Origin of the sequence: Streptosporangium sp. 'caverna', from assembly GCF_003203775.1 — a bacterium.
In the GTDB taxonomy this organism is placed as follows: Bacteria; Actinomycetota; Actinomycetes; order Streptosporangiales; family Streptosporangiaceae; genus Streptosporangium; species Streptosporangium subroseum.
On the sequence record NZ_CP029711.1, the window covers coordinates 11058404 to 11077280 of the forward strand.

General features: G+C 65.2%; 15 protein-coding genes, 1 tRNA gene and 1 pseudogene. 6 read left to right on the forward strand and 11 right to left on the reverse strand.

Annotation, left to right across the window (positions count from 1 at the left end; translation table 11 throughout):
- Window positions 1–49 precede the first annotated feature (49 nt).
- A complete protein-coding gene (locus DKM19_RS47925; protein WP_204358568.1) occupies window positions 50–613 on the reverse strand; it encodes a helix-turn-helix transcriptional regulator in 564 nt (187 codons plus the stop codon).
- Window positions 614–691: 78 nt separating this feature from the next.
- Here DKM19_RS47925 and DKM19_RS52875 point away from each other — a divergent pair, with 78 nt between their 5' ends.
- Entirely contained in the window at window positions 692–2266 is a 1575-nt protein-coding gene (locus DKM19_RS52875) for a S9 family peptidase (RefSeq protein ID WP_204358569.1), read from the forward strand.
- Window positions 2267–2428: 162 nt separating this feature from the next.
- On the opposite strand, the gene DKM19_RS47935 is transcribed toward DKM19_RS52875, so the two are convergent.
- Together DKM19_RS47935 and DKM19_RS47950 are read right to left on the reverse strand one after the other, a co-directional pair.
- On the reverse strand, window positions 2429–3253 hold the full coding sequence (locus tag DKM19_RS47935) for a hypothetical protein (RefSeq protein ID WP_110705193.1): 825 nt from the start codon (window positions 3251–3253) through the stop codon (window positions 2429–2431).
- Between the two features lie 1711 nt (window positions 3254–4964).
- Complete coding sequence (locus tag DKM19_RS47950; RefSeq protein ID WP_110705195.1) at window positions 4965–6137, reverse strand: esterase-like activity of phytase family protein; 1173 nt, start codon at window positions 6135–6137, stop codon at window positions 4965–4967.
- Between the two features lie 189 nt (window positions 6138–6326).
- Here DKM19_RS47950 and DKM19_RS47955 point away from each other — a divergent pair, with 189 nt between their 5' ends.
- From DKM19_RS47955 to DKM19_RS47965, 3 genes are read left to right on the forward strand one after another with little or no spacing between them, the layout of a single operon-like run.
- Window positions 6327–6839 carry a SigE family RNA polymerase sigma factor gene (locus DKM19_RS47955; protein ID WP_110705196.1) on the forward strand — a complete coding sequence of 171 codons (513 nt, stop codon included), beginning with the start codon at window positions 6327–6329 and terminating at the stop codon, window positions 6837–6839.
- Window positions 6839–8251: a hypothetical protein gene (locus tag DKM19_RS47960; RefSeq protein WP_110705197.1), complete on the forward strand. Its 1413-nt coding sequence runs from the start codon at window positions 6839–6841 to the stop codon at window positions 8249–8251. Before DKM19_RS47955 ends, DKM19_RS47960 begins: the two co-directional genes overlap by 1 nt.
- A gap of 10 nt (window positions 8252–8261) precedes the next feature.
- Window positions 8262–8726 carry a MaoC family dehydratase gene (locus tag DKM19_RS47965; RefSeq protein WP_110705198.1) on the forward strand — a complete coding sequence of 155 codons (465 nt, stop codon included), beginning with the start codon at window positions 8262–8264 and terminating at the stop codon, window positions 8724–8726.
- 189 nt (window positions 8727–8915) lie between these two features.
- Here DKM19_RS47965 and DKM19_RS47970 read toward each other — a convergent pair whose 3' ends face one another.
- Window positions 8916–9551: a response regulator transcription factor gene (locus DKM19_RS47970; protein ID WP_110705199.1), complete on the reverse strand. Its 636-nt coding sequence runs from the start codon at window positions 9549–9551 to the stop codon at window positions 8916–8918.
- Window positions 9548–10678 carry a sensor histidine kinase gene (locus DKM19_RS47975; RefSeq protein ID WP_239513992.1) on the reverse strand — a complete coding sequence of 377 codons (1131 nt, stop codon included), beginning with the start codon at window positions 10676–10678 and terminating at the stop codon, window positions 9548–9550. The genes DKM19_RS47970 and DKM19_RS47975 overlap by 4 nt, the downstream gene beginning before the upstream one ends.
- A 131-nt stretch (window positions 10679–10809) precedes the next feature.
- On the opposite strand from DKM19_RS47975, the gene DKM19_RS47980 reads away from it, so the two are divergent.
- Both DKM19_RS47980 and DKM19_RS47985 read left to right on the forward strand, forming a co-directional pair.
- Window positions 10810–11358 carry a hypothetical protein gene (locus DKM19_RS47980; protein ID WP_110705200.1) on the forward strand — a complete coding sequence of 183 codons (549 nt, stop codon included), beginning with the start codon at window positions 10810–10812 and terminating at the stop codon, window positions 11356–11358.
- A gap of 329 nt (window positions 11359–11687) precedes the next feature.
- Window positions 11688–11760 (forward strand) — tRNA-Arg (locus DKM19_RS47985).
- A gap of 675 nt (window positions 11761–12435) precedes the next feature.
- On the opposite strand, the gene DKM19_RS47990 is transcribed toward DKM19_RS47985, so the two are convergent.
- The 6 genes and pseudogenes from DKM19_RS47990 to DKM19_RS48010 form a co-directional block, all read right to left on the reverse strand.
- A complete protein-coding gene (locus DKM19_RS47990) occupies window positions 12436–13185 on the reverse strand; it encodes a hypothetical protein (protein WP_239513993.1) in 750 nt (249 codons plus the stop codon).
- A gap of 27 nt (window positions 13186–13212) precedes the next feature.
- Window positions 13213–13419 (reverse strand): annotated as a pseudogene (locus DKM19_RS53210) (helix-turn-helix transcriptional regulator); the annotation flags it as partial.
- A gap of 617 nt (window positions 13420–14036) precedes the next feature.
- On the reverse strand, window positions 14037–15392 hold the full coding sequence (locus tag DKM19_RS47995) for a pentapeptide repeat-containing protein (protein WP_162642328.1): 1356 nt from the start codon (window positions 15390–15392) through the stop codon (window positions 14037–14039).
- A 570-nt stretch (window positions 15393–15962) separates the two neighbouring features.
- Window positions 15963–17213 (reverse strand): tyrosine-type recombinase/integrase, encoded by a 1251-nt coding sequence (locus tag DKM19_RS48000; RefSeq protein ID WP_239513994.1) that lies wholly within the window; start codon window positions 17211–17213, stop codon window positions 15963–15965.
- A complete protein-coding gene (locus DKM19_RS48005) occupies window positions 17210–17404 on the reverse strand; it encodes a helix-turn-helix domain-containing protein (protein WP_110705203.1) in 195 nt (64 codons plus the stop codon). The genes DKM19_RS48000 and DKM19_RS48005 overlap by 4 nt, the downstream gene beginning before the upstream one ends.
- Window positions 17401–18777: a replication initiator gene (locus DKM19_RS48010; RefSeq protein WP_110705204.1), complete on the reverse strand. Its 1377-nt coding sequence runs from the start codon at window positions 18775–18777 to the stop codon at window positions 17401–17403. The genes DKM19_RS48005 and DKM19_RS48010 overlap by 4 nt, the downstream gene beginning before the upstream one ends.
- Window positions 18778–18877 lie beyond the last annotated feature (100 nt).

The following is an 18877-nucleotide window of genomic DNA, read 5'->3' on the forward strand; positions in this document are numbered from 1 at the left end:
TTCCGGATCAGACCGGCGTGGCACTGGAACTCCGGCGGGGGTCTCCAGGTCACTCCTCGTCGGCGGGCAGGGCGAAGAGCCGGATGTACAGGGGCCGCGCGCCCGGTGGGGCGTCCTCGGCCCGATGGCTGTATTTCATCAGCAGCGCGATGTAGGCCTCGAAGAACTCGTCGAACTCCGCCTTGGTCATCCGGCCGAGGCCACGCGAGGCCTTGGCCCAGGTGGGGTCGCGCAGGTAGGCCGCGGGAAAGCGCTCGAACAGCTCACGATCCTCGTCCATGCCGATCCGATGGAACTCGGCGAGCACGGGACGGTCCTCGGGGGCGAGCTGGTCGGGCGTCGGCAGCCGCATGTCCCTGGGCCCCCCGGCCTTGCGCCACCAGCGCTCCCTGCCGGTCGAGCGCTCGGGGATCTCCTCGATGAAGCCGCATCTCTCGAGCAGGCGCAGGTGGTAGCTGGTCGTGCCGGTCTTGGCGTTGAACATCTCGCCGAGCGTCGTCGAGGTCGCGGGGCCGTGCACGTTGAGATGGCGCAGCATGAGCCTTCGCAGGGGATGAGCCAGCGCCTTGAGCCTCGCCGGGTCGTCGAGCATGAGCGACTCGTCATCCTTCATGATGAACAGCCTAGTCCTGCCGAATGATATCTGCAGATAAACCTTTGCCGAAAAACTTCTGCAGAATATATTCGGCCTATGAGACGAATCCTCCCAGCCACAGCCGTCGCCCTCTGCCTGCTCGCCGCCCCCGCGGCAGCGGCGGCGACACCCCCGCCCGCCGTGCCATCCGCCGCCGCAGCGGCTCCCATGCCCCCGCCCGTCGTGCTCTCCGCTTCCACGCACCTGTCCGTTGGACTCTCCGCTTCCACGGCGGTGACCAGCCCGCCCTCGCCCGCCGTGCTCTCCACTCCCCCGGCGGGCACCACGTCGCCGCTCGCCGTTCCCTCCGACCTGACCGCGACGGAGGTGAGCTTCCGCGGCAGCGGAGGTCTCGCCATGCACGGCACGGTCCTGTCACCCGCAGCGGCGAAACCCGCACGTCCCGGCATGGTCCTGGTGCACGGCGCGGGCGAGGGCCCCCGTACGAAGCTGATGGGCGAGGCGGTCGAGTTCGCCCGCAGGGGGCTCTCCGTACTGATCTACGACAAGCGATCCGAGGGCTACTCGCTCTTCCGGAGGTCCTACTCGCAGCTCGCCGACGACGCGCTCGGCGCCGTGGCCACGCTCCGCTCCCAGCCGGGCGTCGACCCGGCGAAGATCGGCATATGGGGGCTCAGCGAGGGCGGCTGGGTGGTCCCGATCGCGGCGGCCCGCTCGAAGGACATCGGCTTCGTCGTGGTCGTGGGCGCCAACGGTCTGCCACCGCTGCGGCAGCAGACCTGGACCGTGGCGGCCGGGCTGCGCAAGGCGGGGGTGTCGGGTTCCCTGATCGACCGGGCCGAGTTCAACCTGTATCGGGCGATCTCCGACGGCGGCATGTTCCCCGAGCCCTACTACGACCCCGCGCCGACCCTGGCCGCGGTACGCCAGCCGCTGCTCGGCATCTGGGGCACCCACGACCTGCTGACCCCGCCGAAGGAGAGTCCGCCGATATTCGCCGAGGCGCTGGAGAAGGGCGGCAACCGGCACTACACGCTCCGTTTCTTCCCCGGAGCCGACCACGCCGCACACCAGACTCCCGACGGCGGCGTCACCCGGCTGCCCGAGCTCGCCCCCGGCTACGCCGACCTGGTCGGCTCCTGGGTCGCCGACGTCACGGCGGGCAGGCCGCCCACGGCGCAGATCTCGGGACCCACCCCCGTGCAGGCCTCGCCGACCGTGCCGGTGAATCCCTCGGCCTGGTGGGAGTCGGCGCCGATGCAGCTCGCGGCACTGGTGCTGTTGGTGATCGCGTTCGCCGCCTACCCGGTGGTCGCGCTGGTGCGGCGTCTCCGCCGACGTTCGGCGGCTCCGGTGACCAGGGCCGCGTGGCTGCTCAGCGCCGGAGGTCTCACGGCGGTGCTCGGCTCGTTCTCCTACCTGTTCTACCTGGTGATGACGGGCGGCAAGCTGGCCGCTCCCGGTCCGGTGGTGGCGGAACGCCCGCTGATCTGGCTGGCGCTGCAGGCCCTCGCGTGGGCCTCCGCGGTCGCAACGGTCCTCATCGCGCTGGCCTGGCGCCGTACCCGAGGCTCCGCTCCGCGAGGAGAGAGGGTACGGCTAGGCCTCCTGCTCGCCGGTGGCGTGGTGTTCATCCCCTGGGCTCTCTACTGGGGCCTGCTGCTCCCGTGACAGCCGGCGGCTCCCCGAATGAAGTCGTCCCGCCTCCCGTGGAGGGTGGAGATCGTCACCAGGTGGGGTGGCATGTCCAACCTCATCGGAGGCGAGGGCGGGTTTCTCATCGGGGCCGAGGGGGACGTTGCCGTGGGCAGGCCGGGCGGACCGGGGCCGGGGTCAGGATCGTTCGTCCTGGTAGTCGGGCAGGCCGTCCGGCGGGGCGAGAAGGTAGACGAGGATCCTGCGGGCCACCTCGGCGGGGGATTCCGTTCTGACGTCCACGACGGCCTTGTCCCAGGTATGTGCCAAATCGATGATCCTTTTCGTGACGGCACGCCGTAGAACGGCACGGAGGAAGACGGCCGTGAGAGCGGCGGGTGGGCGGGCCCAGGAGCGGCTTCGCCCGGCCACCGTGACGGCAAGGCCCCATCGGTTGTCGCCGGTGGTGTGCGGGACGGCCTCCAAGGTGCCGGTGAAAAGGTGATGGGTCACCCTGGCGGTCGCCGCGGGGATTCCGGACCCGTGGCCGTCGAGCTGTTGCCACCAGCGCTCAAGGTCGATCTCCGCCAAGAACGTGATCTCCCGCACGAGCCGGTGATTCCCGTTGAGGACAAAGTGCGCCATCAAGGTTCTGGGTCTGTGGGCGCTGCACAGTTTCATGGTCCACGTCATGGAATAGGAGTCCTCGTCGAGCATGAGCTGAATGCCCGTCTCCACGTCGCGGTTCCATGAGGTGATCAAGAGGTCGGAAGGTGCCTCGCCGCCACCGGCGACTTCGCGTTCGCGCCTTTCGGCCGCGTTGAAGGGGACCAGCTCGTAACGGGTGCCGGTGGCGATGTGCCGTCCCTCGATGAGCCGGATCTCCGCACCCCCCGACGGATCGACGAATCGGTCCCCGGTGAAGTCGAGCCCCTCGACCACATCGTGGAACGCCTCGACGATGTCCTCCAGCCGGCGTCGCGAGAGCGGTTCGATCGAGACTTCCTGCCGGAAACGGACCATGCATCTAATCCTGCACGATTACGGCTTTATTTGAAATACCCGTTATTTATGGACATTAAGGGATGGGTCGCACGCGTTTCTCCCGGTGTGATGGAGGGCCACATCGCAGATCGGGATCTTGGCCACGCGGTGATTATCGGGCGGGCAAGCGCTCAGGGAGAAGCCTCACACCCCCGCTCGGATCCGTCTGTGGCAGCCGGACAGCCCCGGTCGATCCCGCCCAGGTCCGTCCGTGACCGCCGGACGGTCCCGATCAATGCCGGGAAAGCGAATGCCGTGCCCGATTCGACCGGGCACGGCATTCGCTTTTTCTTTCGACTTCTGTTCAACTCAGTCCGGTGGTGTGGCGGCGAAGGTGGTGCTTTCCCCGCCGAGCGGGATTCTTCTCATGTTCGGCCATCGCGGATGAAGATCCTGCGGCGTGAGAAGACCGCCCGTTGTGCCTTGCGAGCCGACTACGCTTTCGGACTTGTCGGGCGCTGGACTCTGGCCAGGCCGTCGGCGTTCTGAGATCGTGTGGGGTCAGCAGGCCCTGGATTTCCTACTGACCTATCAGGCCCTGAAGCTCTTGCAGGTTCACGCTGTCCCGACCGTCCAGGCCTATCAGGCCCGAGACTATGGCCAGGCCGTTGGCGGTCTGAGCGTCCGACTCGGTGCCCGATGGATTCAGCAGGCCCGAAATTCCCCCCACTACACCCTGGACTCCCTCCGCGCTGTTGACCCCCTGAGCGGCGCCTGTCAGGCCGTCGATTCCCTGTGTGGCGCCGGCGCCCTGGGACTCCTGAGGAGCGGATTCCTGCGAACCGGACCCCCGCGGCCTTGATTCCTGCGAGCCGGACCCTTGCGAACGGGTCTTCTGCGGAGCGGACTCCTGCGAATCGGTTGCTCCGGCGGGTCCAACGGCCTCGGAGGATTCAGCCGGACTCTGGCTGTCCTCCCCCATGCCCCTGCCGTTTCTGCCTTCTCTGTTGGCCCTGCCGGGTTTGCCGCCCTTGGCGTGACGGTGGTTCCTGCCGGCCTTGTGGCCCCTGCCCCTGTCGGACTGACCGTGCGAATCGCGGAGGCTGTGATGCCCGTGCGGTCCGAAACGTCTCCCACCGTCGAGGCTACTCCCGACATGGAGAACAGGGCTGTTCTGCGAATAGGAGTAAACGCCTTCGGTGTTCCCGATTGTGGCGTTTGCCGATACTTGATTTGACATCAGAAGGATGCCGGCTGCTGCCGCGACGGCCAATGCCCCGACACGATTGCTGGAGAGGGGACCTGGCGCCAATCTACTCTTACGAGGAAGCAATTGATCTCCCATGTCGTTCCTGATTCCGAAAATATCGGATCTGCCGTACTGCCACGAAAGTGGTAGTGATCAGGAGGTACCCGGGAAATTTGGATATAACGCATTGGTCCGGTTTGGGGAGGGCAAACAAGTAGTACCGGCGGGGAAGAATTTCGCCCGCTTAATCCATTTAATAAGCTTTATAGCAAATATCAGCGTTGGGGGCGAAATAGGCCTAAATATGCGCTTGGTGAGAGCGAAAAAGATGCCGCCGGGACTCTCCTCGGGTTCTCCGCGTCAGGCCGGAACCGGCGAGGACCACCGAGCGTCGATCACGCGTTTCGGGGGCCTTCCCCACCTGGACCGGTCACGTGCTTCGGGGCCTTCCCCACCTGACTGGAGAAGGCCCCGAAGCATGTCATGAGGTGGCGAGCCGCGTTACTTGTAGACGCGGGGGTCGGCCTGGAGCGGGCGCGACAGCTGCACGGTGATGAACTCGTTGTTGTCGGGCTTGCCCGCCGTACGACCCGAGGAGAACGGGAAGTTGTTGTCGTTGAGCACGCCCAGCGTCCGGTCGTCGAGGATCACGACGTCCTCGATGGTCTGGAACGGGAAGCGGAAGGTCTCCCCGAACCCGCCCAGGCCGCGGGGGTTGGCCAGGTTGAGCAGGTCGGCGACGAGGGTCTTGCGCAGGTCCCGGTCGCGGGTGTCCACCATGTAGATGCGCTTGGTCTTGGCCAGGTCGCCCTGCTCGTTGTCGCGCTCGATGATCAGGAAGCGGTGATCGTCCACCGCGATCATGTCGCCGATCGAGTTGCCGGGGCTGTCCAGCGTGTAGGTCCAGCGCTTACCGGTGTAGGCCCGCTTGCGCAGGTTGAACTCGTTGATCCGCAGCGTCCCGGCCGGATCGCCGGCCACGGTGCCCTCCAGCATCGGGTACAGCGTGCGGCCGTCGATCGAGCGGGCCATGCCCTCGAAGCCCTTGCTTCCGGCCAGGTTGGGCTGGCCGCCGTTCAGGAACGGGTTCTCCGGCGCCTTGACGTCGGGCAGCGAGATCGGGGTCTCCAGCAGCTTGCCCGAGGGCGAGAAGTGCAGCAGGAACGGGCCGAACTCGTCGCCGATCCAGTAGGTGCCGTCGAAGCCCCGCACGATCGACTCCACGTCGAAGTCGGCGCCGGTCAGCTTACGGTCGGGCCGGGTCAGCGGCCAGGTCACGCGGCGGTCGGGGTCGGTGAGGTTGAACCCGCCCAGCACCTCGACCTTTTCGCGACGGAAGGTGGGCTTGACCCGGTGCACCCGCAGCAGGAAGTCGGCGCTGGTGGCCTTGGAGCCGTAGCCGTTGTCGGACAGCACGTCGAAGGTGCCGTCGCCCCGTCGCACCACGCCGCTGAAGCCCTGGACCGGCTGACCGGTGAACGGCGGGGTCACACCGTTGACCGGGGTCTGGTCGATGTGGGCCCCTGACGGCTCGCTGTGGGGCACGAACGTCAGGGCCGGCAGGGAGGCGAATCCGGTCAGCTTGGCACGGTCGAACCCGGGACGCGAGGGGGTGGCCATCGCGGGGGTGGCCATTGCCAGGGCCAGTACGGCCGCGCCAATGGTGATGGTCATGCGTCGTCTCATGGCGGCACGCTAGGAGGCTCATGTGAACTGCCGATGTTGTGCTGCGGGCCGTACGGAGAAAACTGACATAGCGCACGGAGGCCGTACAAAATTCACGTGGGATTCGTCCAGAAATCGCACGGAGAAGCCGTATGGAAGCCGGGCGGCGACCGTGTGCGAGGCGCTCGGAAAAAGAGGATGCAACAGAACGGGCCCCTCGCGCGTCCCTGGTCCGTGGAGTTCACTGATTTCGTCGCCGCGCGGGGGAGTGCGCTGTACCGGTACGGCTACGTGCTCACCGGCAACGCCGAGGATGCCGCCGACCTGACGCAGGAAGCGCTGATGCGGCTGGGGGACGCGTGGCCAAAAATCAGGAAAAAGGATGACCCGGAGGGTTATGTCCGTACGACCATGGCCCGCCTGCACATCAGCGTCTGGCGACGATTACGCAGGGAACGCCTGGTCGCCGCGGTGCCCGAGGCCGCCTACATCGAAGATCGTTTTATTGATGACACCGGCCTGTGGAACGAACTGAAGGGACTGCCGTCCAAACAGCGGGCGGTGCTGGTCCTGCGCTACTACGAGGACCTCTCCGACCAGGAGATCGCCGACCTCCTCGGCATCTCACGCGGCACGGTACGCAGCCAGGCGGCCCGTGCGCTGAGCAAGCTCAGAGTCCGGGTGGCCGCCCTTGAGATGAGACGAGTGTGATGAACGACAGGGATGAAGCGGAGCTGATCCGCACGCTGGCGAGGGCGGCCGAGGCCGCGCCCGAGCCGGCGGGGGACCTGATCGGGACCATTCGCCGGCGGCGCAGGCAGCGCACGCGCAGGCGGGTGCAGTCGGCGCTCGCGGTCGCGGGAGTGATCGCGGTGATCGGCGGCGGTACGGCGGTGGCCAGGGGAACCCTCTCCAACAGGGGCGGAGAGGGTCCGGTCGTCAGCAAGGCCACGTCTTCCACCGAAGGCTCTCCCCTGTTCACGCCCTCTCCTTCGAGGGCGCCCCGCAGAGCGGTGCGGCCCGCCGCCGAGGTCTGGCCCTCGGCGGTGTTCAAAATCCCCGCCAAGGCCGCGGACGGCTGGAAATACCGGCCGGTCACGGGACTGAGCGCGACGGAACTGCTGCTCACCGCGGAGTCGTCGTTCGAGAAGGCCGGCCGGTTGGAGGTGTACGACACGACAGCGGGCAAGAGCACCGTGCTCACGGACATGCCCGTCGTGGACACGAAGGGCTACTTCGTCCAGGACTACGAGGTGGGGGCCGACTACATCGCGTGGTGGGGCGAGACGCCCAACAACTCCGACAAGTGGGCCGATTTCTGGGTCGTGCCTCGATCCGGAGGCACCCCGAAGCGGGTCGGCGAGGTCACGGGTGATCTCTCGCGCGTTACACGGATCGGCGTCACCTCGGACTCCGTCGTCTGGTCGGTCACCGGCGGGGGGATCTACCGCATGCCGATGAGCGGCGGAGCGCCGGAGCGGATCACGGGGACGGACGGACTCCACCTGCTGTCCTGGCCGCTGGCGGTCGACTACGGAGAGAAGGAAGGCGGGGACGCGTTCAAGAACCAGAGCAGGGTGGTCAACCTGGAGACGGGGCAGGTCACCGAAGTGAACGCCCCGGACGGCGTGAAGAATCTTCGCTGCGGCCCGGTCTGGTGTTTCGGGGATTGGGGGGACGGGGCCCTGGTGCAGAGGCTGGACGGCTCGGACCGGAAAATCCTGCGGGGGATGAGCTCCGGGCCCGAGGCGAAGGATGTCGGCGGCAGGTTCGGCAGCTTGGGGGCTTCCGGAGACGGGGAGCTGAACGCGGACGGGTACGCCCCCGTGACAGTGGTGTACGACCCGATCAGTGACGTCATGGCCGGGATATCGAAGATGGACCCGTCCGCAGGAGGGGGCTTCGGAATGGGTATCTCCTCCTCGCCCAGCTCGATCCTCTACTGGGACGAGGGCAGGAAACAGGTCAGGGAGTGCAAGACGGTCGACGGAAGCATCCTTCCTTCCCGGGCGTCGGGAGAGCCCGTCCCCACCGGGGAGGGCACGGTGTGCTCGACGAACGAGGTGGGCAGCGGCAAGGAGTTGACGGTCGTGAACCTTCTCGCCGTGCCTCCGACGGAATAAAGTTCCATTCATGAGGACCTTCGCGAACATCACCGAGCTCAAGGCCGCCGTCGGCGAGCATTTCGGTCACACCGAATGGCGCCAGATCAGCCAGGAACAGGTCAACCTCTTCGCCGACGCGACCGGCGATCACCAGTGGATCCACGTGGACGTCGAGAGGGCGAAGGAGGGGCCGTTCGGGGGCACCATCGCCCACGGCTATCTGAGCCTGTCGCTGCTGCCCCTGTTCATGAAGGAGCTGATCCAGGTGGGCGGCCTGGCCATGGGTATCAACTACGGGCTCAACAAGGTCCGCTTCCCCTCGCCGATTCTGGTCGGCGCGCGGATCCGCGCCGGGGCGGAACTCGTCGACCTCAAGGGCACCCCTTCGGGCTACCTGGCGAACATGCGCCTGACCGTCGAGGTGGAGGGCCAGAAGAAGCCCGCCTGCATCGCGGAGACCCTCTCCCTCTACGTCCCCGCCGAGAGCTCCTGACCGGGTCGTCCATGTCCCCGCCGAGAGCTTCTGAGCCTGGGTCGTCCATGTTCCCGTTGAGAGGCTCCTGAGCTGGGCCGTCCGCGTCCCCGGCGGGGGCTCCCGGGCCTGGGTCGTCCACGTCTCCGCCGAGAGCTTCTGGGCCAGGGTCGTCTACGTCCCCGCCGAGAGCTCCCGGGCCTGGGTCGTCTACGTCCCCGCCGAGAGCTCCTGGGCCAGGATCGCGGCCTGGACGCGACTGCGAAGACCCAGTTTGTTCAGCACCCTGCTGACGTGGGTCTTCGTGGTCGCCTCCGCCATACGCAGCTCGACGGAGATCTCCGCGTTCGACAGACCCCGTCCGAGGCACACCAGCACCTCGCGCTCACGCGGGGTCAGGCTGCCGATCTCCTGCGGCCTGTACTCCGGAACCGCGGCCCCGAAGGCCGCGATCAGCCGCCGGGTGACCGACGGCGCGATGAGCCCGTCTCCCCGCGCCACCACCCGCAGCGCCTCCACCAGCGCGTCGGCGTCGGTGTTCTTGAGCAGGAACCCGGCGGCCCCCGCCCGCAGCGCCCCGAAGACGTACTCGTCGATGTCGAAGGTGGTCAGGATCAGCACGTCGGCGACGCCGCTCAGCTCACGCGTCGCGGAGATCCCGTCGAGTTTCGGCATCCGGATGTCCATCAGCACAACGTCGGGACGGAGTTCGAGAGCCATCGCGACGGCCTGCTCTCCGTCCGCAGCCTGACCGACGACCTCGATGTCCTCGTGACCGTCAAGGATGAGAACGATCCCGGTGCGGACCGCCGCGTGATCGTCGGCGACGAGGACTCGGATGGTCATGGGGCCTCCCAGGTGGGTAGTTCGGCTCGGACCCGCCAGCCGTCGTCGTGGGGCCCGGCCTCGAAGGCGCCGCCGACGAGAGCCGTCCGTTCGCGCATGCCGATGATCCCCGCACCCGCGCCGGAAAGACCCTGTCCGACGCCGTCCACGGGATTGTCCACGGTGAGCGTGACCAGGCCGGGCCGGTAGCCGATCACCACGTCGGCGACCTTGCCGCCGTGCTTGAGCGCGTTGGTCAGGGACTCCTGGACGATCCGGTATCCGGCCAGGTCCACCGAGGCGGGCAACTGGCGGGCGTCGCCGTCCACGCGCAGCCGTACGTCCAGCCCTGCCTCCCGCGCCCGCTTCGCCAGCTCGTCGGCCTCGGCCACCCGCCGCCGAGTCGCCTCCGTCTCCTCGCCGTCCTGCCGGAGCAACTCGATCATGGTGCGCATCTCGGCCATGCCCTGGACGCTGTTCTCCCGGATGGACTCCAACACCTCCCGTACGGTCTGCGCGTTCAGATCCTTGCGGGAGAGCACGGCCGTGGACTGGATGGCGATCGCACTGAAGTGGTTGGCGATCATGTCATGCAGCTCCCTCGCCATCCGGGTCCGCTCGGCGTTCACCGCGGCCCGCTGGTCCAGCTCGGCCAGCCGCGCCACCTGCTCGGCCCCGGCCCGCTCGGCCTCAGCCTGGTCCCGGTGCTGTCGTATGATCACGCCGGTGATGACCGGGGTGATCCCGACCAGGCCGAGCTGGACGACGGCCATGGTCAGAGCGCTCAGGTCATGGGAGATGAATCCCACGGCCGTCCCGCCGACGACGGCGAAGACCGAGGTGATGCCGAGCATCCACTTGCCCAGCCTGCGCGGGCCGTACAGGACGGCGGCGTAGATGTTGTCGGTGAAGACCAGAATCGTGCCCATGGACGGGCCGACCAGGCTGTCGCCGACGATGGCGACGACGCCCAGCGCCAGAGCGGCCAGCGGCGCCCTCCGCCGTACCACGACCCCGAGACAGGCGACCAGCAGCGGCCCGGCGAGCAGGTAGACGGGCGTGTCCCGATGAACGTAGGCACTCGCCGCGATCAGGATGAGACCGCCGACGAAGCACACCGCCGCCCACAGCGCGTCGTCTCGTCTCATGCCCTTCATCTCATCACCTCGGTACGGCCTGCTGATCCTGCGGCGGACGGGATCGCCGTACATACAAGGATGTAGACCGGTTCATCAGCGCCGACGATGCCCCGACAGGCGCCGGCTGTGACCCTGGAACCATGATTCTGGCGATTATCATCGGCTGCGAGATCGGATTCTGGGTCCTGCTGGGACTGGGGCTCGCCTCGCGCTACCTGTGGAACATGAGGCGGCTCAGCACCGTGCTGCTGCTGGCGGTGCCGCTGGTCGACGTGGTCCTGCTGGTCGCCTCCGTCGTCGACATGCGCGGCGGAGCCGAGGCGAACTGGAGTCATGGCCTGGCCGCGGCCTATATCGCCTACTCGATCGTCTTCGGCCACCGGACCGTCAAATGGGCCGACGCCAAGTTCGCCCACCGCTTCGCGGACGGCCCCGAGCCGTGGAAGCCCCCGGCGGGCGGCATGGCCAGGACACGGTACGAGTGGGGCATCTGGCTCCGGATCGTCGTCGCGTACGGCATCGCCTGCGCCCTGCTGCTCGGCCTGACCTGGATTGTGGACGATCCCTCACGGACCGCGGCGCTGACCGCCTTCATGGGCAGCCTGCTCAAGATCCCGCTGATCGCCGCGATCTGGCCGGTGAGCTACACCCTGTTCCCGAAGAAGGTCGCCGGCGACTCCAGGGTGTGACCTCCTCCTCCCTCCCGCGCAAAAGCGGCTCCCACCGCCGCAACCCCGCCCGGCCGAGGCGGAAACCCGTTTCCCCGGCGCTGTCGCGCTCCCCCCGATCATCCAACCCGCGACCCCTGATCCGACCTGCCCCACATGATCAAGCCGGCTCCCGGACCGGAGCCCAGGAGCCGGTACGGTGCCTGCCCGGATGCCCTTCCGAATCCCCTGGAATGGGCTGATTTCCTCGCATGTGGTGGGAGATCGGACATCGAGGGGCAGGTCAGAAGGGGATCCGTTAACCGGTTCGAGGCATCGCTCAAGACCCGCTATGATTGCTTACGCAGCGAGCGGCCGTAGCTCAATGGATAGAGCATCTGACTACGGATCAGAAGGTTGGGGTTTCGAGTACCTCCGGCCGCACAGATGCAAGAGGGCCCCTGAACAGGCATTACGCCATCAGGGGCCCTCTTGGTTTCTTGATCGTTTGAGCTCCTTGCTAACACCCCTGCTAACAGGGCGGCCTCGGCGGTATCCCTCCACTCGCCGATGCTTGCCAGCCGTAGAGGGCTCCATCATTTTGATCATGTAGGCGGGGACGTGATGAAGGAGTCAAGCGGCCAGAGATGGGTGGCGACGGGAGGCGGGGAGGTTTGCCAGGAGCAGCGTTGCGGCGTAGGTGCGCCGGAGACTGTGGAGTCAAGCGTGCGAACTGACCGTGTCTGGGGGATCGGATCTTCTTTATGGATGCTGGGCACGACTTCCATGCGTGACCGGTATCAGGCATTTGGGAACCAATGCCATTTATAGATCCCGACGTTAAAGTAAACCCAAGCTGTTAATGATCAAAAGGGCAACAGTCACTGTCCCAGCGAAGGCTATTCCGCTCCTGCTGAGAATTGCTGAAACCCGGGCCCCGCTAGCCCTCTCCAGAAAGCCAGTGGCTTGAGCGGCGATGATCCCAATAAGGATCGCTATGATAACAAGTAGAGACTTTACGGGAGACATGATTTAGTGGTTCACCTTCGTTCTGGTGGTTAAGTAGGAGTGCGGGCTGTCTAGGTAACGGCTTGGCCGAATATTATGGCGTGTTGAAGATTATGAAGGTGGCTTCATTGATTGTTCGCGAATATAGCTGCGAAGCTCATGGGCTCGATCATTCATCGCATCCGCATCGTCTGACCATTTAGTTGCATTGCGGTCGAGGAAAAACAATTCCCGACAAAGAGTGGCTAGATGTTCATAGATGCGTTGCAATTGTTCGGCTTGGTGGAGGTCTTTAAGGTCCTTCTCTCTACTCTCTGCTTCGATTCGAAGAACGTCTAATGTAGCCAAAAATCGCAAACGTTTGACCCCATTCTGAACTGCGTCTTTTTTATTTATAGAGTGCTGGCTGTCCAGGTTGGCTGCAAGTTGATTTTGTTCCTCCTCCATGGTTCGAAGTGCACCTTTAGCGATTCGATCTTTAGCATCTTGTTCAGCTTTTCCGTATCGTCGTTGAGCGGATTCGGCTTTGGTTCCAAGGGTCTCCCCGATGGAATGCCATGTTGCTTTACGTTGGCGTTGGTAAATGACTGTTCTCTGGACAAGCTCCTCGGCCTGGTTTAACAAGTTATTGGCTTGCTTTAGAAGTTCATCGGTAGAGTCTGTTGTTTCGCTTACTGGAATAGTCGCAAGCCTCATAGCAGTCTCAGTGATGGCGTGAGCGCTTTCGCATAGATTCAGTCGTGCCTGTATGATTCCGCAAGTTGCTCTGGGATCTGTAAGGCGCGCAAATGTTCCATCGGTATTTCGAGCCGCCGGTTCCCGAGGGTCGTCAGGTTTGCGGACTTCGACAGTGTCAGTCATTGAGACTTCTTGGGGCCTCTGATTGAGCCACGATTCTACGGTGCTCCGTCGCCAAACCTGCTTCCGTCCTCGAAAGTTTTCACACTTCGGAAACTCGCCACGGTGGATGTAAGAGCTCACTGTTAGGGGCGCCACGCTCAGATACCTTGCGACCTCTTCCCGGTCCCACCATTCATCTAGCTTTTCAGGGTGCTGCTTCTCAAGAAGCCTTGCGAAGAAAAGAAGCCCAAACATGTTGATATCGGTCACGAACCCCCCTAGGTCGAGCGGTGAAGGCGACAAGAGAGATCTTCGTCTACGCCCGACGGGTTCCGACCAAATGTCCGCTTGCAAACTTAGATTTGCGTAGTTGGTAAACCTATCTGACCTGCGGTGATACCACTTATAGATCTTTGATGCCTAGTCCTGGGTGGGGATACCAGAGAGGTCGCCGTCAGGAGTCATGTGACTACGCATATGGCGCTTTAGGATGAATATGTGTACATATAGATATCTTTGGGACGGTAGACTGACTTATGGGCTTGCTCAGCAATGCGATCTACAGCAGATATGCCTAGCATGGTTACGCACTGCATCTTTGTGATTACCGCCTGATTAGGCCAGGATGCTGTTGGCGAGGTGCTTCCTTTCCGTATTGATCAAAAGGCTTTCGAGTTCTCTCGGGCGTACAGATGCACGAAGGTCCCCGAGTAGGCATTAAGCCGTCAGGTACCTTCGTGTTTTCTAGATCGTTCGGGCTCATTGCTCGCAGATCGGCTTCCAGTTAGTGCGGTGACCACGAACGTTCGCCGGGTTGTTTGATCATGCCGCTTGGGGATTGGTGGCCCCAGGGGCCTTACTGAACCCCGGTATCAGAACCGGGTCTTTGAATCGACACGGGCCTGGCGTCGTATGTCTTGTTCTGTCATGCCGACAATGCCGCGTAGGTCCGCGCCACGCAGATCCGCACCGTCCAGGTCCGCGATGTTCCGGCTCGGCTGAGGAAAGTCCCCACAGCGCCAGTACAGTTCGGCGTCGGCGCATATCAGGAGTGCGCCGCGTAGATCCGCGCCGCGTAGGTCCGCGCCGCGTAGATCCGCGCCGTGCAGGTCTGCGCCACGCAGATTCGTGCAGGTCATATTGTCCGAGCAGTTCAGGTGGGCGCCGCGCAGGTCCGCCCCCCGCAGGTCCGTGCAGCCCACGCTCTTGTCCATCTCCTGGCACTCCAGGTGCGCGCCACGCAGGTCCGCGCCTTGCAGGTTCGTGCAGCCCAGCTCCGTGCAGCCCAACTCTGTGCCGCGCAAGTTTGCGCCGCGCAGGTTCGTGCGCCCCAAGTTTGCGCTGCCCAGTCTCGTGTCTCTCAGGTCCGCCTCCTCTAGATTTGCGCCCAGCAGGTTCGCACCGCGCAGGTCTACGTCGCGCAGGTCGTCGGAACTCAGGTCAGTTTCGAATAGGTTTACGAGTGCCAGGCGGGCGCGGCTCAGCTTCGCGTCCCCCAGGGGCACGCCGCGCAGGTCCGCGCCCGAAAGGTCCGCGTAGCGCAGGTCCGCGTGGGTCACGTTCGCGTTGGCCAGGTCAGCGTCGGTCAGGTTCGCTTCGTACAGGTTCGTCTTGAATAGCTGCGCGTTGTTTAGGTTCGCATTGGGGAGGTTCGCGCGGCGCAGGTCTGCGTTGTTCAGGTTCGCGCCGGCCAGGTTTGTGCGGCTCAGCTCTGCGTGGGGGATGCGAACGGTTTGCAGATCGGGTTTGTGATCATCAAGTCGGGTGTTTCGGCGGCCGATGACAGTGAGGGCGCCCTGGACATCGGTGGTGGGCGGCGCAACAGTGTCGAGCGACTCAGTTGTGTTGGTGCTTCCGGGTTCGGGCTTGGGGTCGTGCTCGACGACGAATGCGGTCAGGACGTCGTAGATGGTCTGGTGGTCGCGTGGAGAGTCCTTGGCCAGGCGTTCCAGGGCGTAGATTCCGCCTAGCCGGATGTCCACGGTTTTGGAGCCGAGTTGCTCGACGGCTTTGGTGTAGCGGTCGGTGATCTGACCTTGCTCCGTGGTGAGCTGGGCCTTACGTGCGGTGTCCAGGGTCTGGGCGGTGTACCACAGGCCCTGGGCGGTGAACACGATTCCGCCGATCACGACTAGCCCGGTGGCGGCCTGGATGAGGTTATGGCGCGCGGCATTGACCGCCTCGACGCGCTCGGCAGCAGTCATCTCCTGCCGCTCGGCCGAGGTCATGGGAGCACGCTCGCCAGCCAGGCGGCGAGCCGCAGGGCCGAGCAGAAAAGCGATGGACAGGCAGGAAGCTCCAACTAGGGCGATGCTGGCGAGTGTCCATCGGGCCCATTCTGGACCGGGCAGGATCACAGCTGCCCAGGCAGCGGCCGCGATCACGGCCAGAACGGGGAGGAGCCAGAGTAATCGGCGCCCCCAACGGTGCGGCGGGAGCGACTCAGCGACTGGTGGCGGTGGAGCCTGCTCAGGCTCGGGAGGAGGGGCCGCGGTACGGGCGGCGCGGCGGGCTTTGGCCGCTGCTACCGAGGCGATGACCGCGCGCACCGGTACATGGGGGTGCCTGCTTTGCATATCCCAATTGCACGCTTCACTCAGTCGAATGGCCATGAACCGCGCGAGCATGGCACATCACAATTGCCACCGCACACAAGGACACCGATGGCATAGCGGTCTGCTGTCATCAATGTGCCTGCGCCCGAAGCGAGAAAGCGACGCCGCTGGGGGCACCCCAACAACCCGCGCAGCATGGTTAAACAACCTGGCGAACGTTCGTGGTCACCGCACTAACTGCCGTTACTCGCCGATGGCTTTGGCGAAGACGTCAGCTGCGGAAGCTTCCGCAGCTCGGATCACGTGGGCATAGACACGAAGCGTGATTGACGGGTCCGCATGGCCGAGTCGAGCGGCGACGACATGGACGGGGACGCCCGCCAGGAGCAGAGTCGTAGCATGGATGTGCCGAAGGTCATGGAGCCGGGCATGCGGGAGCGGATGCTTGGGTTTCGGTCCTTTCGACGGATCGTTGTAGCGGCGGATCATGGTTGCGGTGAGCGAGCTGACTGTGTCGGGATGGATGGGTTCACCCCAGCCGGTCGTGAACACGTGGTCGCTGGTCCCTTTCCACTCCTGTCCGGCCGCCAGTTTGTCGGCGGCCTGCTTGCTTCGCTGTGCCTTCAGGACTTTGATCGTTCCGTCGTCGAGGCTGATGATGCGCTTCCGGCCGCTCTTGGTGGTCCCCTCGATGCGTTCGCCGTCGATGAAGGCCGCCGAGCCGGTGATGGTGAGTTGCTTGCCGTCGAGGTCAACGTCTGACCAGCGCAGGTTGAGCAACTCCCCGCGCCGGGCGCCGGTGTAGGCGGCGACGTGGAAGAAGGCGAACAGCCGGTGCGTGGACATGACCTGAAGGAAGGTTTTGAGCTGGTTGGTGGTCCATACCGTGCCGGGCTCTTGGATCTCCCTCCGGGGGCGCTTGGCCCGTTCGATGGGGCTGGAGGAAAGGATCTGCTCGACTTCCACCGCATCCCGGAACGCCTTGCGGAGTACCGCGTGCACGTAGTCGATCGTTCGAGCCGAGAGCTTGCGGCCGTTCTTGCCGCCGCCGGCCATCAGGTCCCGGTAGAGCTTCGTGATCGTGGCGGGACGAACGGCCTGGAGCTTCTGAGCGCCGATGTGGGGCTTGACGTAGCGGGTGATGATGTCGCGGTAGTCCTTGAGCGTCTTGGGCTTGATCTCGACTGCGTGCCCCTCGATCCACTCGTCGAGGTAGTCGCCCACGGTGATCGCGTTCCGGTCGACGTACTCCCCTCGGCGAGCTTTGACCCGAGCCTCATCACGGGCACCTTTTGCATCGTCCTCGGTCTCGAAGCCGCCCACCCACTTGGGCTTGCTCTCTCCGGTCTCCGGGTCTTTGACGCGGACCACGTACGACCAGGTATTGCCGCGCTTCATGACCCCGTCACGTAGTTGGGGCTGGCTCTTCTTACCCTTTCTGCCGGTCGTTCCGGGCTCAGGCTCTTCGGGAGTGGCGACGAGGGTCGCGGTCATGCTGCGACCTCCTTTTCGGCGAGGTCGGTGAGGGCGGCGACGAAAGCTTCGAGAGCGGAGACGGGGACGCGGCGGGAGCGGTCGATTCGGACGTAGGCGACCGCGCCGGAGGCCATGAGCTGGTAGAGCTTGGCGCGCGAGATGGCCAGTGCTTCGGCCGCCTCATCGATGGTCAGCAGGAGCCGCGTCATACGGCGTCTCCGATGTTCGGAGGGGACGCGAGAGGTATCCCGGTAAGCGCGGTTACCAGAAGCGCATCGCCAACCGAGAAGCCCTTTCCGGCGTACTCCCAGTGCGAGATGACGAGGACGGTGTCCTCGTCGAAGAGGGGCAGGCGGCCGGTGGTGATGGCTTCCGCGCGCCGGTGTTCGGTACGTGCTTCGCGGAGTTTGCCGAGGGTGGTGGAGTAGCGGCGGCTCTTGGTGGAGAAGTGGCCGCGGAAGCCCAGCATGTTCGCCCATTTGACGAGCCGGAACTCGGTCAGCTCATCGAGGGCGCCCAAGCGCAGGCACTCACCTATGAGCCGCCGGGCGTGGTCGCGGATCGGCAGCGCGGTCAGGTCCTCGGTGGGATTGATCCGCCGATCCAGGGTGCCGACGCATTCAGCGGCCTTCGTGGCGTATTTCGCGATGTAGGCGGCTACGGCCTGATCGGTGAGATCCCCGGTCATGGTGATCTGCCGGACGTCGAGCTGGGTGCCCCAGTGGAAGGACCGCGCGGGTTCACCGGGCACCGCAGGGACGGTGACCGCGACGGCGGAGGCGGCGTGCTGGACGGCGTCGGTCAGCAGGTCGGCCGTCGCCCAGGCCGGTGGAGTGGTGGCCGGTCCTTCGGGGCCGTCGACGCGAATGACCGCGTGGAAGTGGACAACGCCGCGCCGCTGGTATTCGGCGACCTTGGCGAAAGAGATCACGGCCTGCTCGCGGAGCTCCCGCAGGGTCAACCCGGCGTTCTTGGCGACGCGCCGGCGCAGGGCTTCGGTGAAGCGCCGCCACAGCTCCGGAGACATCGCGTTGAACAGCACGCTGCCCGCGTAGTCGTAGCAGTCCGGGCACAGCGGCTCACCCAAGCAGGTCTCCTCGGCGCCGTGCCGGGCGGTGCAGGACATGATGCGCCCGTGCGGGCAGGTGGCCGCATCCCGGCGGGCGTGGCACGGCAGGACCGTGCCGTTTTTCTCTCGCCGGGTGTGCACGGTTCCGAAGGAGGGGGCGGTGAGGGTGACGAACAGGCATGGGTGCGCGGTGACCGAGGCCGGGACACCCTTGCCGCCGACGAGGCCGGCACGGATGAGTTGGTAGGTGTCGGTCCGGTAGGTCTCGGCGCAGGACGGGCAGCGGGTGGCGCGGCGGGTTTTGCACGGGAGGCGAAGGATTCCGTCGGGTTCGCTTGTGGTGCTGTAGCGGTGCAGGCGTTGGCCGGTGGCGGGGTCGATGTGCAGGATGTGGCCGCGTAGGTGGATGGGCTGTCGGCAGCCGCCGGTGGCGCGGATTTGGGAGGCCCAGCGGGCGTATTGGGGGTCGTGGAGCCGGGTGATGAGTCCGGCTACCGCGTAGGTGCTTGGCATGATGGGGGTGTCCTTTTCCGGGCTGGTGAGGTTCGGTGCGGGATGGCCCCCGACGTGGCGGACGTCTTGGCGGATGTGTGGTCACGCCGGGGGCGCCGAG